The organism is Nocardia rhamnosiphila NBRC 108938, assembly GCF_000720425.1.
Lineage (GTDB): Bacteria > Actinomycetota > Actinomycetes > Mycobacteriales > Mycobacteriaceae > Nocardia > Nocardia rhamnosiphila.
The window spans coordinates 1-16,992 of record NZ_JOAJ01000023.1; the positions used below are offsets into that span (position 1 = coordinate 1).

A 16,992-nucleotide genomic window follows, 5' to 3' on the forward strand; every position below is an offset into this window, starting at 1 on the left:
GCCGCAGTGGAACAGCCGTGTCTATGTGCTGGACTCCCGTCTCCAGCCGGTTCCCGCCGGTGTGGTGGGTGAGCTCTACCTCGCGGGTGATCAGTTGGCTCGTGGGTATGTGACCCGTCCGGATCTGTCGTCGGATCGTTTTGTGGCGAGTCCGTTCGATGCGGGTCGGCGGATGTACCGTACGGGCGACCTGGTCCGGTGGACTCACGTGATCGGCGATTCGCCGACCGAGGGCTGGACCGAATCGTTGCCGGTGCTGGAGTATTTGGGTCGTACCGATTTCCAGGTGAAGTTCCGTGGTCAGCGGATCGAGCTGGGTGAGATCGAGTCGGCGCTGCTGGCGCAGCCGGTGCCCGCACCCGGAGAGCAGATCGTCTCCGGTGTGTTGCTGGAATCGCTGCGTGATGTGCTGCCGGTGTACATGATCCCGGCCGTGGTCATGGAGTTGGACGCGTTCCCGTTGAACACTTCGGGCAAGCTGGATCGTAAGGCGCTGCCTGCCCCGGTGTTCGAAGCGCGGGAGTTCCGGGCTGCGTCGACTCCGATCGAGGAGATCGTGGCGGGTGTGTTCGCCGATGTGCTCGGTGTCGAGCGGATCGGTGCCGATGATGATTTCTTCGCCCTGGGTGGTAACTCGCTGATCGCGACCCAGGTCGCGGCCCGCCTGAGTGCGGCGCTGGATGTGCAGGTGCCGGTGCGGATGCTGTTCGAGGCCTCCACGGTGGCCGCGTTGGCTGCCGCCGCGGAATCCGCCACCGGGCGGGGCGACATGCCGGTGCTGGCGGCGCGGGAGCGGCCGGAGCGGGTGCCGTTGTCGCTGGCGCAGCAGCGGATGTGGTTCCTGAACCGGTTCGACGATCGGTCCGCGGCCTACAACATCCCGCTGGCGGTGCGGTTGACCGGTGATCTGGACGTGGACGCGTTGCGCGCGGCCGTCTCGGATCTGGTGGCGCGGCACGAAGTGCTGCGGACCGTGTATCCGGAAGTGGACGGTATCGGCTACCAGCAGGTGCTGCCGGCCGGTGCGGTGGATATCGAGCTCGATCCCGAGCCGGTCACCGAGGCCGAACTGCCCGCCCGCATCCTCCAGTTGGCCGGGGTGCTCTTCGACGTCGTGGCCGAACTGCCGTTCCGGGTGTCGCTGCTGCGCCTGGACGAGCACAACTACGTGCTCCTCCTGGTCGCCCACCACATCAGCGCCGACGGCTTCTCGCCGCGTCCGCTGCTGCGGGACCTCGTCGTCGCCTACAACGACCGCAGCCGCGGTGTGGCCCCCGCCTGGGAACCGCTGGCGGTGCAGTACGCCGATTACACGCTGTGGCAGCGTGAGGTGCTCGGCTCGGAGGACGATCCCGAATCGGTGGCCGCCGAACAGATCGCCTACTGGCGCGAACAGTTGCGGGATATGCCCGACCGACTGGACCTGCCGGCCGACCGGCCGCGGCCGGAGATCTCTTCCGATTCCGGTGCCGCCCACGATTTCGTGGTCGACATCGAATTGCGTACCGCTCTGGAGAGTCTGGCCCGGTCGCACGGCACCACACTGTTCATGGTGGTGCATGCCGCGCTCGCCGCCTGGGCGAGCCGGTTGTCCAGCAGTTCCGATATCAGTATCGGAACGCCGATCGCCGGTCGCGGCGAACAGGCACTCGACGATCTGGTCGGTATGTTCGTCAACACCCTGGTCCTGCGGACCGAGGTGGCCCCGGGTACGCCGTTCACCGAACTACTGGCCGAGGTGCGTCGCACCGACCTCGCCGCCTTCGCGAACGCCGATATCCCGTTCGAGCGGCTCGTCGATATCCTCAACCCGCGCCGTTCGCGTGCGCATCACCCGTTGTTCCAGGTCGTGCTGGCCTTCGAGGCCGCATCGGTGGCGGATACGGCGGCGGTATCGCTGCCCGGGCTCGACCTCGGCGTCGTCGACTTCCAGACCGGCCAGTCGAAGTTCGATCTCCAGCTGACGGTGGGCACCGAGGGTGCCGCCGACGGCGGCCTGCGGATGCAGTGGGCATACGCCACCGATCTGTTCGATCCGGAGACCGTGGCCGGTTTCTCCGATCGTTTCCTGCGCATTCTGCGCGCGATCGTGCGGGAGCCGGCGACAGCGGTCGGCGATATCGATCTGCTCACCGGCACCGAGCGCCTCGATGTGACACAGCGCTGGGCGCAATCCCGTGCGGATGCCCGCCCCGGCGTGTTCAGCGTCGACGGCGTAGCGCTCGACGACCCCGAGACGGCCACCCTGGCCGGGCTGTTCGAGGCGGCCGCCGGAGAACATCCGCACCGGACCGCCGCGAAGTACGAGGGCGATCAGCTCACCTACGCCGAACTGGAGCGCCGGGCGAATGTGCTGGCGCGCCGGCTGATCGACGAGGGCGCCGGACCGGAGGCCCGGGTCGCGGTGCTGTTGCCGCGGTCGCTGGATCTGGTGGTCGCCCTGCTCGCGGTGATCAAGTCCGGTGCCGCGTACGTGCCGGTGGATCCGGATTCCCCCGCCGATCGCATCGCCTACATACTCCAGGACGCGCGTCCCGCGACCGTGGTACTCGATTCCTCGGTGCGGGTGGACCTGCCCGGCGGTGTCTCCCGTGTCGTGGTGGACGGATACGCCGTGGAGGCCGGCGATATCGAGGACGCCGACGACGGTCCGGTCACCGACGCCGATCGTCTGGCGCCGCTGCGTCCGGACAACACCGCCTACGTCATCTACACCTCCGGTTCCACCGGCCGCCCCAAGGGCGTCGCGGTGGCGCACCGCAGCGTGGTGCGGCTGTTCGCCAACACCGAGCGCGAGTTCGGGTTCGGCCCCGAGGACGTGTGGACCCTCTTCCACTCCTACGCATTCGACTTCTCGGTCTGGGAGCTGTGGGGACCGCTGCTCTTCGGCGGCACCCTGGTGGTCGTCGACTACTACACCTCGCGCTCGCCGCAGCAGTTCCTGGAACTGCTGCGCACGGAGCGGGTCACCGTGCTGAACCAGACGCCGTCGGCGTTCTATCAGCTGGCCGAGGCGGACCGCACCGCACAGGCCGAACGTCCGCTCGCGCTGCGGTACGTCGTATTCGGTGGTGAGGCACTGGAACTGCGCCGGCTCTCCGATTGGATCGCCCGGCACGGCGACGGTTCGACCGGACGCACCGTCCAGATCGGCGACCGGGAAACCGCCTCGCCGGTGCTGGTGAACATGTACGGCATCACCGAGACCACCGTGCACGTGGCCCACCGCGCGCTGGACGCGGAGACCATCGCCGAGGCCACCGGTAGCGTGATCGGCCGGGCGATCGCCGGGCTGAAGATCTACGTACTGGACAGCCGGCTGCGGCCGGTGCCGGTCGGGGTGACGGGCGAGCTGTACATCGCGGGCGGGCAGCTTGCCCACGGTTACCTGGATCGCCCGGATCTGACGGCGGCCCGTTTCGTGGCCGACCCGCTGGCCGAGCCCGGTGCACCCGGGGCGCGGCTCTACCGCTCCGGTGACCTGGCGCGCTGGAACCGCTCCGGCGAACTCGAATACCTGGGCCGGGCCGACGACCAGGTCAAGGTGCGCGGCTTCCGGATCGAGCTCGGTGAGATCGAGGCGGCGGTCCTCGCGCACCCGGATGTCGCGCAGGCCGCGGTCATCGTCCGCGAGGACACTCCGGGCGATCACCGGATCGTCGCGTATGTGGTGTCGGAGACCGAGGACGAGCCCGATACCGAAGCGATTCGCGACGGTGTCGGTCAGCGGGTGCCTTCCTACATGGTGCCGTCCGCGGTGGTCGTGCTGGACCGGATCCCGTTGACCATCAACGGAAAGCTGGATCGCCGGGCACTGCCCGCGCCGGTGTTCGAATCGGGTGGTTCCCGCGCGGCGTCGACCCCGATCGAGGAGATCGTGGCCGGGGTCTTCGCGGAGGTCCTCGGTACCGAACGGGTCGGTGCCGACGACGATTTCTTCGCCCTCGGCGGCAACTCGCTGATCGCGACCCAGGTCGCGGCCCGGATCGGGGCCGCACTCGATACCCAGGTCCCGGTGCGGATGCTGTTCGAGGATTCGACGGTGGCCGCGCTCGCGGCCCGGGTGGAACAGCAGGCCGGCGCCGGTGGGCGTCCGGTTCTGGCCGCGCGTCCCCGGCCCGAACGCCCGCCGCTCTCGCAGGCACAGCAGCGGATATGGTTCCTCAACCGCTTCGAACCGGAGTCCGCGGTCGACAATATTCCGCTCGTGCTGCGGCTCACCGGCACGGTCGATATGACGGTGCTGCTGCAGGCGGTGTCCGATGTGATCGCCCGGCACGAATCCCTGCGCACCGTGTACCCGGCCCACGAGGGCATCGGCTACCAGCAGGTGCTGCCGCCGGACCGCGCGGTTCCGGAGGTGGAGATCCTCGAAACGCACCGGGCCGCGGTGTCGGGTGCCGAACTCACAGGTGACCTCCTCGCGTCGATCGCCGAATTCGGTTTCCGCGGCTTCGATCTGACCACCGAGCTGCCGGTTCGGCTGCGGGTCTATCGCCTGACCGAGGACGACTACGTGCTGGCCGGTGTGGTGCACCATATCGCCGCCGACGGTTTCTCGATGCGGCCGCTGAGCCGTGACCTGATGATCGCGTACTCGGCGCGTTCGGCCGGCGCGGCCCCGGACTGGGAGCCGATGACCGTGCAGTACATCGATTACGCGATGTGGCAGCGCGAGGTACTCGGATCCGATGAGGATCCGGCGTCGCTGGTCTCCCAGCAGCTGGACTTCTGGCGGGCCGAACTGGACGAACTGCCCGACGAACTCCGGTTGTCCAGCCGGCCCCGGCCGGCGGTCGCCAGCGAACGGGCGGCGACACACCGGTTCGTCGTGCCCGGCGCGGTGATCGACGAGTTGAACCGGGTCGCCCAGGCGCAGGGCGTCACCTTGTTCATGCTCGTGCACAGCACGTTCGCCACCTTGCTCGCCCGCCTCAGCGGTACCGACGATATCGCCATCGGCATTCCCGTCGCCGGCCGCGGCGAGCGGGTGCTCGACGAGCTGATCGGCATGTTCGTCAACACGCTGGTGTTGCGGACCCGGGTCGATATCGGCGCGCCGTTCGCCGAGTTGCTCGCGCATGTGCGCGATCGCGATCTGGCCGCGTTCGCACACGCCGACGTGCCGTTCGAGCGGCTGGTCGAGGCCCTCAATCCGGTCCGTTCCCAATCCCGTCAGCCGCTGTTCCAGGTGATGCTCGCTTTCCAGAACCTGGGCGACACCCGGCTGGAACTGCCGGGTCTGACGATGACCGGATTCGATGTCGAGATACCGAACACCAAGTACGACCTGTCGCTCACCATGAGCGACGCGGTCGCCGGCGGGTCGGGCATGGATGCCGAGATCCTCTATGCCACAGATCTCTTCGACGACGACTTCATCTCCGAGTTCGGCCGGCGATTCGTCCGGGTGCTGCGCGCGGTGATCGCGGACGCGACGGTGCCGGTCGGGGATATCGAGCTCATGGCCCCGGCCGAACGCGCCCTGGTGCTCGATCGCTGGAACGCGACGGGCTTCCCGGTGGAAACCGCGCTCACCGAGACCCCCGGCAATGCCACCGCCACCCTGGTTTCCCTGTTCGAGGCGCAGGTCGCCCGGACGCCGGACGAGATCGCGCTGACCTTCGAGGGGACGAATCTGTCCTACGCCGAGTTCGCGGGCCGGGTGCATCGGCTGGCCCGCCGGCTCGTCGGGATGGGTGTCGGGCCCGAGGTGTATGTGGCGCTCGGTATGCAGCGGTCCTTCGATCTCGTCGTCGGTATGTACGCCGTCGTCGTGGCCGGCGGCGCCTACATACCGCTGGATCCGGAACAGCCGGTGGAACGGCTCGGGCATATCCTCGATACCGCGCGTCCGGTGTGTGTGCTCACCTCCGGTGCGGACCTGGACCCGGTGATCGAACGGCAGCTGCGCATCGACCGGCTGGACCTGTCCGAGTACTCCGATGCCCCGCTCACCGATGCGGACCGGCTGCAGCCGCTGCGCTCGGCCAACACCGCGTACGTGATCTTCACTTCCGGCTCGACCGGGCGCCCCAAGGGCGTCGCGGTGGCGCACAAGGCGATCGTGAACTACCTGGTGGCCGCCCACGCGCGGTACGGGATGAGCGCGTCCGATGTCATGCTGCAGCGCGGTACGGTCACCTTCGACGCGTCGGTCCCCGAGTTCTTCCTGCCGTTGCAGGTGGGTGCCCGGCTCGTCATCGCACGCCCGGACGGACACCGTGACCCCGCCTATCTCGCCGGGATCATCGCCTCCGAAGGGGTGACGACGGTGCAGTTCGTGCCGTCGATGCTGTCGGTGATCATGGCCGACACCGGCCCCGACGCCTGGTCGAGTGTGCGCCATATCGTCGTCGGCGGCGAGACGCTTCCCGTCGATCTGCCGCGCCGGTTGCGGAAGCTGACCAATGCCCGGCTGGACAATCTGTACGGGCCCACCGAGGCCACGGTCGACCTCATCTTCCACGAGGTGACCGAGGCCGATACCGAGTCGGTACCGATCGGCGTCCCGGCTTTCAACACCCAGGCCTACGTGCTGGACGGCCGGTTGCGCCCGGTCCCGCCGGGGGTTCCCGGCGAGCTCTATGTGGCCGGCGCGCAGCTGGCGCGGGGGTATGTGGAGCGCGCCGATCTGACCTTCGACCGCTTCGTGGCGAACCCGTTCGGCGCCGGCGTACGGATGTACCGGACAGGCGACCTGGCGCGCTGGAATTTCGATGGTGAGCTCGAGTATCTGGGCCGCACCGACTTCCAGGTGAAGCTGCGCGGTCTGCGCATCGAGCTCGGTGAGATCGAGGCGGCGCTGCTCGGCGTGGATGAGATCGCCCAGGTAGTGGTGGTCATGCGCGCCGATGAGCACACCGGTGACCAGCTCGTGGCCTATCTCGTGCCGGAAACCGGCCGGGCGATCGATCCCGAGGCGGTGCGGTCCGCACTGCGTGCCGAACTTCCGGCCTATATGGTGCCCGCCGCCTTCGTGGTGCTCGACGCGTTCCCGATGAACGCTGCCGGCAAACTGGACCGCAAAGCGCTGCCGGCGCCGGTGTTCGAGGCGCGCGTGTTCCGGGCGCCGTCGACTCCGATCGAGGAGGTCGTGGCATCGACGTTCGCCGAGGTGCTCGGTCTGGAGCGCGTCGGTGCGGACGACGATTTCTTCGAGCTGGGCGGTAACTCGCTGGTCGCGACCCAGGTCGCGGCCCGGATCGGGGCCGCGCTCGATACCCAGGTCACGGTGCGCGCGCTGTTCGAGGCCCCGACGGTGGCCGCGTTGGCCGTGCGGGTCGAGCAGGCCGGTGAGAAAGCACGTCCGGCACTGGTGGCCGGGCCGCGCCCCGATCTGGTGCCGTTGTCGTACGCGCAGCAGCGGATGTGGTTCCTGAACCAGTTCGACACCTCGTCGGTGGCCTACAACCTGCCGATGGCGATCCGGCTCTCCGGTGAGCTGGACGTGGCGGCGCTGCGCGCGGCCCTGGCCGATGTGCTGCGCCGGCACGAATCGCTGCGCACCTACTTCCCGGAGCGTTCCGGAGTGCCGGTGCAGCTGGTCGTGCCCGCGGATCGGGTCGACCTCCGATTGGAGACGGTCGCGGTCACCGCGGACGAGTTGCCCGCCGCGGTGGCGGAGTTCGTGGGTATCGGTTTCGACGTGTCCGTGGCCCCGCCGTTGCGGGCTCGGTTGCTCGAGGTGACGCCGCGGGAATTCGTGCTGGTGGTGGTCGTGCACCACATCTCCGGCGACGGTTTCTCGATGGCGCCGCTGGCCCGGGACGTGATGACCGCGTACGCGGCGCGGGTCCGGGACCTCGAGCCGGGATGGAATCAGCTCCCGGTCCAGTACGCCGACTACACACTGTGGCAGCGGCAGGTCCTGGGCGCCGAGGACGATGTGAATTCGCCGCTGGCGCGCCAGATCGCGTTCTGGCAGCGCACCCTCGACGGTGTTCCCGACGAGTTGGCGCTGCCGACGGACCGGTCGCGTCCGGCGGTTGCGTCGATGCGCGGCGCGACGGTGAGCGGTGAGTTGTCCGCTGAGTTGATTCAGGGCCTGGACGGTGTGGCGCGGGGTCGTGGCGCGTCGATGTTCATGGCGCTGCACGCCGGATTGGCCGCGTTGCTGGCGCGGTTGTCCGGTAGCGACGACATCGCGATCGGTACGCCGATCGCGGGTCGTGGTGAGCGGGCCCTGGACGATCTGGTCGGCATGTTCGTCAACACGCTGGTGTTGCGGACGAATGTCGGTTCCGGTGAATCGTTCGCCGCGCTGGTGGACCGCGCTCGGCAGGTCGATCTGGACGCGTTCGGCAATGCCGATGTGCCGTTCGAGCGGCTGGTGGATCTGCTGGCGCCGGAGCGTTCGCAGGCGCGTAATCCGCTGTTCCAGGTGGCGCTGTCGCTGCAGAACAATGAGCAGCCGGTGCTGGATCTGGCAGGTCTGGAGGTCTCCGGGCTGGACCTCGTGGAGGACGTGGCCCGGTTCGATCTGCAGTTCACGCTGGCCGAGAACGGCTCCGGCGGAATGACCCTGTTCCTGAACTACGCCACCGAACTGTTCGACGAGGCGACCATCCGGACCGTGATCACCCGGTTCCGGCAGTTGCTGACCGCGGTGGTCACGGACCCGCATATCGCACTGGGGTCGATCGAGATCCTCGACGAGGCCGAGCGTGCCGAAATCCTGTCCCGCACGGGTGGTGCGGCGGTGCCGGCGTCGACGTTGCCGGAGTTGCTGGCGGCGGCGGTGGCTGTGGATCCGTCGGCGCCGGCGGTGGTGTTCCGGGATCAGCGTCTTTCCTATGGCGAGATGGACGAACGGTCGAACCGGTTGGCGCACGTCCTGATCGAGTACTGCCTGGGTGCCGAGGATCTGGTGGCAGTGGCGGTGCCGCGGTCGGCGGATTCGGTGCTGGCGGAGTGGGCGGTGGCCAAGTCGGGTGCGGCGTTCCTGCCGATCGATCCGACCTATCCGGCGGACCGGATCGCGCATATGCTGACCGACTCCGGTGCCGCGGTGGGTATCACGGTGTCGAGTGTGCGGGCGGATCTACCGGATTCGGTGGACTGGCTGGTGCTCGACGAGTTGGCTCTGGACACGTACCCGGCCGATCCGATCACCGATGCCGACCGGGTCTGGCCGTTGACCCCGGCGAATACCGCCTATGTCATCTACACCTCCGGTTCGACCGGTCTGCCCAAGGGTGTTGTCGTCTCGCATGCCGGTTTGGCGAACTTCAGTGCCGAGCAGGTCGAGCGTTACCGGTTGACTCCGGATTCGCGGGCGTTGGCGTTTGCTTCCCCGTCGTTCGACGCCTCGATCCTGGAGTTGCTGCTCGCGGTCGGGTCGGCCGGTGCGCTCGTGGTGGTGCCGACCGGTACCTACGGTGGCACCGAACTGGGTGAACTGATCTCCCGCGAGGGTGTGACGGTCGGTTTGATCACGCCGTCGGTGCTGGCGTCGCTGGATCCGGCGGATCTTGCCGGGATGGAAGTGATCATCGCCGGTGGTGAAGCCATTTCGGCGGACCTGATGGCGAAGTGGTCGACCACGCCCGAGGGCGGGGTCGTGCGCCGCTTCCACAATGCCTACGGTCCGACCGAGGCGACGGTGGCCACGAATATCAGTGGTGTGCTGCGTGCCGGTGATCGGGTCACGATCGGTGGTCCGGTGTCGGCGGTATCCAGCTGGCCCGCGGCTACCACGCGCGGCCCGGCCTGACCGCCGAGCGGTTCGTTGCCGATCCGTACGGTGAGCCCGGTTCGCGGCTCTACCGCACGGGTGACGTGGTGCGCTGGCGTCGTGATACCGCGGGCGATCCTGCGGTGGAGTATGTGGGCCGTAACGACTTCCAGGTCAAGGTTCGCGGTTTCCGTATCGAGCTGGGCGAGATCGACGCGGCGCTGACCGCGCACGAGACCGTCGACTTCGCTGTCACGACCGGACACGAGAGCGCCGCAGGCGTGGTCTCCCTCGTCTCGTACGTAGTGGCCGTACCGGGTCGTTCGATCGATGTGGCCGAGGTGCGCGAGTTCGTCGGGCAGCGGTTGCCTTCGTACATGGTGCCGGCGTCGGTCATGGTGCTCGACGAGGTCCCGCTGACCCCCGCCGGAAAGCTGGATCGCCGGGCCTTGCCGGAGCCTGCGTTCGAGGCACGGGAGTTCCGGGCGCCGTCGACACCGGTCGAGCGGGTCGTGGCCGGTGTACTCGCCGATGTGCTCGGTATCGAGCGGGTCGGCGCGGATGACGATTTCTTCGCCCTCGGCGGGAACTCGCTGCTCGCGACACAGGTTGTGGCGCGTCTGGGCGCGGCGCTGAATACGCAGGTGCCGGTGCGGCTGCTGTTCGAGGCATCCGTCGTCGGCACGCTGGCCGCCCGGCTCGAGGAGCAGGTGGGTTCCGGCGGACGTCCGGCGCTGGTACCGCAGCCGCGGCCGACCCGGGTGCTGCCGTCGGGGGAGGTCGTGGACCGGATCCCGCTGTCCCTGGCGCAGCAGCGCATGTGGTTCCTGAACTGGTTCGACGGTGGTGCGGCGGCCTACAACATTCCGCTGGTGATCCGGTTGTCGGGTGCGCTGGACGTGGATGCCCTTCGACTGGCGGTCACGGATCTGGTGGCGCGGCACGAGGTGCTGCGGACGGTGTATCCGGAGACCGAATCCGGTCCGGCGCAGGTGGTGCTGCCGGTCACGGGGGCGGTACCGGTCCTCGAGATGCGCACGGTGGCCGCGGATGCGGTCGAGACCGTGGTGACCGAGCTGGCGTCGGTGTCGTTCGATGTCGCCCAGCAGGTGCCGGTGCAGGTGACGCTGCTGCGGATCGACGACGCGGCAGACGAATACGTGCTCGCCGCGGTGGTGCACCATATCTCCGGCGACGGTGCCTCGACGGTGCCGTTGATGCGGGATCTGATGACCGCCTATTCGGCACGGGCGGCAGGCCGGGCACCGGATTGGGCGCCGCTGGCGGTCCAGTACGCCGATTTCGCGATCTGGCAACGGAACCTGATGGGCGACGGCGCCGATCCCTCGTCGCTGGCGCACGAACAGCTCGACTTCTGGCGGTCGGCGCTGGCGGATCTGCCCGAGCAGCTGGATCTGCCGATGGACCGCCCGCGGCCGGCGACACAGGCGTATGACGGTGGCCGAGTCGAAGTGCATATCGATGCGCGCCTGCATCAGGCGCTGCAGGACTTCGCGCGGCAGCAGGGTGTGACCCTGTTCATGGTGACGCATACCGCGTTCGCGCTGCTGCTGGCCCGTTTGGCAGGGACCGACGATGTGGCGATCGGTACCCCGGTGGCCGGTCGGGGCGAGGCCGCCCTCGACGATGTGATCGGCATGTTCGTGAACACGCTGGTGTTCCGGACCCGGGTCGAGGGCGGGGAATCGTTCACCGACCTGCTGGCGCGCCAGCGGGAGATCGATATCGCGGCGCTCGCGCATGCCGATGTGCCGTTCGAACAGCTGGTGGAGGCGCTGAACCCGGTGCGGTCCACGGCGCGGCACCCGCTGTTCCAGGTGGGCTTCGCGTTCCAGAACCTGGCGCAGACGAGTCTGGAAATTCCCGGTCTCTCGGTGTCCGGAGTGGACGCCGGGACCGAGGTCTCCCTGTACGACCTGAGCATGATTCTCAGCGACACCTACGACGCGTCGGGTGCCGCGGCGGGCGTGAGCGGCTACCTGACCTACGCCACCGCCCTGTTCGACCACGCGACGGTGGCGGGATTCGTCCAGCGGTACCTGCGGGTGCTGGCCGGGATCGTCGCCGATCCCGCGGCCCCGGTCGGTGAGCTCGAGCTGCTCGACACGGCCGAACGCGAGCTGGTGCTGCACCGGTGGAACGCCACCGACCGCATCGTCGAGCCGGGCCTGTTGCTGGACGGGTTCGACCGGGTGGTGTCGGAGTCTCCGGACCGGGTCGCGCTGACCTACGAGGGCACCGGTCTGTCCTACGGCGAGTTCGCGGTCCGCGTGCGCCGGTTGGCGCGGTGGCTGCGCGATGCCGGTGTGGGCACGGAAACCTATGTCGCTCTGGGTATGCGCCGGTCGATCGACCTGATCACCGGTGCGTACGCGGTGGTCGCGGCAGGCGGCGCGTATGTGCCGCTGGATCCGGACCAGCCCGTGGACCGGCTCGAGTACATCGTCGATACAGCGCGCCCGATCTGTGTGCTGACCTCCGGCGAAGACCTCGATCCGGCGATCGCCGGGCAGGTGCGTATCGATCGGCTGGATCTGTCCGGTGTCGCCGGCACCGCGCTCACCGACGCCGACCGGCTCCGGCCGCTGCGGCCGGACAACACCGCGTACGCGATCTTCACCTCGGGCTCCACGGGCCGGCCGAAGGGTGTCCCGGTCTCGCACCGGGCCGTGCTCAACTATCTGGCGACCACCCGGGAACGGCACGAACTCGGTGCCGGCGATGTGCTGCTGAACCGCACCCTGGCGACCTTCGATCCGTCCGTGGTGGAGTTCTTCATGCCGTTGCAGCTGGGCGCCCGCCTGGTCATCGCGCATGCGGAGGGTCACCGCGACGCGGCGTACCTCACCGGTTTGATCGCCGACGAAGGCGTCACGATGGCACAGTTCGTGCCGTCGCTGCTGTCGGTGTTCCTGTCCGAATCCGAGCCATCGGCCTGGGCCGGACTGCGCAGTATCACCGTCGGCGGTGAGGCGCTGTCCGGCGACCTCGCGCGGCGGTTGCGGGAACGCACCGGCGCCCGCCTGTTCAACCAGTACGGGCCCACCGAGACCACGGTCGATGTCACCGCCCACGAGGTGACCGGCGTCGAAACCGGAGCCGTGCCGATCGGTGTCCCGGGTCTCAACACCCGGACCTACGTACTCGACGACCGGTTGCGGCCGGTGCCCGCCGGTGTCCAGGGAGAGCTCTACATCAGTGGCGCGCAGTTGGCGCCCGGCTACCTGGCCCGGCCCGATCTGACCACCACGCGTTTCGTCGCGGACCCCTTCCACGCCGGCGAACGGATGTACCGCACTGGTGACCTGGTGCGCTGGACGGCCGCGGGTGAGTTGGAGTACCTGGGCCGAAGCGATTTCCAGGTGAAGCTGCACGGTCAGCGGATCGAGCCCGGTGAGATCGAGGCCGCGCTCACCGAAATGGACGCCGTCGCGAGGGCGCTGGTCATCCTGCGGCATGCGGGTACCGGTGACCACCTGGTCGCGTATGTGGTGCCGGTGGCCGGCGCGACGATCACCACCGACGAGCTGCGGGCACATCTGCACGGCCGGCTGCCGTCGTACATGGTGCCGTCGGCCTTCGTGGCACTCGAGACGTTCCCGATGAACGCCTCGGGCAAGCTGGACCGTAACGCTCTGCCGGAACCGGTGTTCGAGACCCGGGAGTTCCGGGCCGCCTCGACGCCGATCGAGGAGATCCTGGCGGATATCTTCGCCGAGGTCCTCGGCGTCGAGCGGGTCGGCGCGGACGACGATTTCTTCGCCCTCGGCGGCGACAGCATCGTCTCCATCCAGCTGGTGTCACGGGCCAAATCGCGCGGTGTGGTGTTCACCCCGCGCCAGGTGTTCGAGAAGCGCACGGTGTCGGGCCTGGCGTCGGTCGCCGAGTTCGCGGAATTCGTCGACGGCGCGGTGCGGACCCTGGCCGAGTTGCCGGGCGGCGGGGTCGGCCGTATGCCGCTCACCCCGGTGGTGCGGACGATGGTCGAACGCTTCGGCTCGTTCGGGCGTTTCCATCAGTTGACGCCGCTGAGTCTGCCGATCGGCGTCACCCGCGAAACCATCGCCGCGGTGGTGGGTCCGGTGCTCGACCGGCACGATATGTTGCGGTCGCGCCTGTTCGTCGTGGACGGCGAATGGGCCGTGGAGACCGTCGAGCCCGGTTCGGTCGACGTGGACGCGCTCATCGATCACACCGTGTTCGATGCCGCCGCCACCGATGAGCAGGTGCTCGAAACGGCCACCGCCGCGGTCGACGCGGCCCTGGATCGCATGGATCCCGGCCACGGCGTAGTGGTGCGGTTCGTCTGGCTGGAACCGGATACCGCCGACCGGCCGGGATACCTGGTGGTCGTGGCGCATCACCTGGTGGTCGACGGCGTGTCCTGGCGGATTCTGGTCCCGGACTTCGTGCTGTCCGCCGGTGCGCACAGCGCCGGGCTCCTGCCGGAACTGCCGGAGCCGACCACCTCGATGCGGACCTGGGCGCATGCGCTCGAGACGCATGCGCGCAGCGCCGAGCGAGAGGCCGAACTGGACTACTGGCGGACCGTCGTCGATACGGCCGATCCGCTGCTGACCGACCGCGCGCTGGACCCGGCGGTCGATACCGCCGCGACGGTCGACACCTATTCGGTGCGGGTGTCGCCCGAGGTCACCCAGGCGCTGCTCACCACGGTGCCGGCGTTGTTCCACGGCGGGGTGAACGATGGTCTGCTCACCGCGCTCGTCCTGGCCACCGCCACCTGGCGGGCGCGGCGGGTGCCCTCGGCGGCGATCGATGATCCGCTGCTGGTCCGGCTCGAGGGTCACGGTCGTGAGGAAGAGGTCGTGCCCGGTGCCGATCTGTCCCACACCGTCGGCTGGTTCACCTCCGTCTTCCCGGTGCGGTTCGCGCCGGCCGGTATCGATTTCGAGGACGCGCTCGCCGGCGGACCGGCATTGGGAGCGGCACTCAAGGCGGTGAAGGAACAGCTGCTCGCCGTGCCGGACAAGGGCATCGGCTACGGGTTGCTGCGCCATCTGAACCCGCGGACCGCGAGCGAATTGCCGGTCGAGCTGCCGGGCCAGGTGAGCTTCAACTACCTGGGGCGGTCCGCCGGTTCGGGCGAGTTGTCCCCGGAAATGCGTGAGTTCGGCTGGCTGCCCGCCGATCTGGTGGTGGACGCGGCATTCGACGCGGATATGCCGGCGCTGGCGCTGCTGGATATCAACGCCGTCGTCGCCGGCGACGAGTTCATCGCGCGGATCGGTTACCCGACCACCCTGCTCGGGGCCGAAGAGGTCCGCGAGTTCGGTGAGTTGTGGACGCGGGCGCTGGAAGCGGTCGCGCGCCACGCGAATTCCGCGGGCGCCGGTGGGCACACCCCGTCCGATTTCGGCATGGTCGCGCTGTCGCAGTCCGATGTCGACGGGATCGAGCGGCGCTTCCCGGTCGCCGATGTGTGGCCGCTGTCCGCGCTGCAGGCCGGCATGCTGTTCCACGCCCAGATCGCCGAGACCTCGGTGGATGTGTACACCGGCCAGGTGGTGCTCACGCTGACCGGCCGGGTGGACGCCGCCCGTCTGCGGGCGGCGGCGCAGGCCCTGGTCGATCGGTACGAGAACCTGCGTACCGCCTTCGTCACCGATCACGAGGGCCACCCGGTCCAGGTGGTCCTGAAGGATATGCCGGTCGACTGGACCGAGCACGACCGCAGCCGCGCCGGGACGGCCGCCGACCTCATCGAGGCGGACCGGTTGCGGCGCTTCGATCTCGCCGAGCCGCCGCTGCTCCGGTTCACGCTGATCAAGACCGGCGCGGATACCTGGCAGTTCGTGGTGGCGAACCATCACATCCTGCTCGACGGCTGGTCCATGCCGCTGCTCATGCGGGATCTGCTGACGCTGTACGCGGTTCGTGGCGATGCCGCGGTACTACCGGCGGTCCATTCCTACCGGACCTTCCTGGCATGGGTCGGCCGCCAGGATCGCGGGGTCTCGCTGGAGACCTGGCGGGCGGCGCTGGCGGGAGTCGAGGAACCGACCCTGCTCGTCCGCCCCGAAGCGGGTGGCTCCGAGATCACCACGCTGTCGGGCGAGTACGAGTTCGGTCTGGATACCGCGGCCACCGCCCGGATGACCGCGCTGGCCACCGAGGTCGGCGTGACGGCGAACACGGTGCTGCAGCTGGCCTGGGCGGTCCTGCTGGGCCGGCTGACCGGTCGCGACGATGTGCTGTTCGGCGCCACCGTCTCCGGTCGCCCGCCGGAACTGCCCGGCGTGGAGACCATGGTCGGGTTGTTCATCAACACGATCCCGGTGCGGGTGCGGTTCGATCAGAACGAGCCCGTGCGGACGGTGCTGGCCCGGGTCCAGGCCGAACAGGCCGATCTGCTGGATCACCACTATGTGGGTCTGGCGGATATCCAGGGCGCGGCGGGGATGGCGGCGCTGTTCGACACCCTGCTGGTGTTCGAGTCGTATCCGGTGGACGCCGCGGGTATCCAGGCGCAGGCCAGCGATATCGACGGAATGACGGTGGCCGGTCTGGCCGGCATCGACGCCACGCACTACCCGCTGACCCTGGTCGCCGCGCTCGGCAATACGCTGCGGATCCGGGCCGGGTACCGGCGGGACATGTTCGACGAGGCCGATGTGCGCCGGATCGCGGACCGGTTGGTCCGGCTGCTGGACGGCATCGTCGCCGATCCGTCCGTCGCCGTCGGCGATATCGATCTGCTGGCACCGGCCGAACGCGAACTGGTGCTGGAGCGCTGGAACGCGACCCATCACGCGGTCGATGCACGGTTGCTGCCGGACGAGTTCGCCGCGGCGGTCGCGAGGTATCCGGATCGGGTCGCGGTGTCGTTCGAGGGCGCCGAACTGACCTATGCGGAGTTCGCCGGACGGGTCAATCGTCTGGCGCGGCTGCTGATCGCCGAGGGCGTGGGGCCGGAATCGCTGGTCGGTCTGGCGCTGCGGCGCTCGGTGGATCTGGTGGTCGCCATGTACGCGGTGGTCACCGCGGGTGGTGCGTATGTCCCGGTGGATCCCGAGCATCCGGCGGAGCGGACCGCGTATGTGCTCGAGACCGCGCGACCGGTCTGCGTGCTGACCTCGACGTCCGATGCCGGTGCTGTTCCCGAGGGGACAGGTGTGCCGGTACTGGCACTGGACACGCTGGAGCTGTCGGGGTATGCCGATGCCCCGGTCACCGATGCGGATCGTCGTGCGCCGTTGCGTCCGTCGAATACGGCGTATGTGATTTTCACGTCGGGTTCGACGGGTCGTCCGAAGGGTGTGGCGGTGTCGCAT

2 protein-coding genes are annotated in these 16,992 nt (G+C 68.8%); both read left to right on the top strand.

Annotation, left to right across the window (positions count from 1 at the left end; translation table 11 throughout):
• A partial coding sequence (locus IG75_RS40805) for a non-ribosomal peptide synthetase (protein ID WP_156061003.1) occupies window positions 1-9,715 on the top strand: 9,715 nt, incomplete at its 5' end.
• A 68-nt stretch (window positions 9,716-9,783) separates the two neighbouring features.
• Window positions 9,784-16,992, top strand: a 7,209-nt coding sequence (locus tag IG75_RS40810) for a non-ribosomal peptide synthetase (protein WP_162183833.1), incomplete at its 3' end; no start/stop codon positions are given.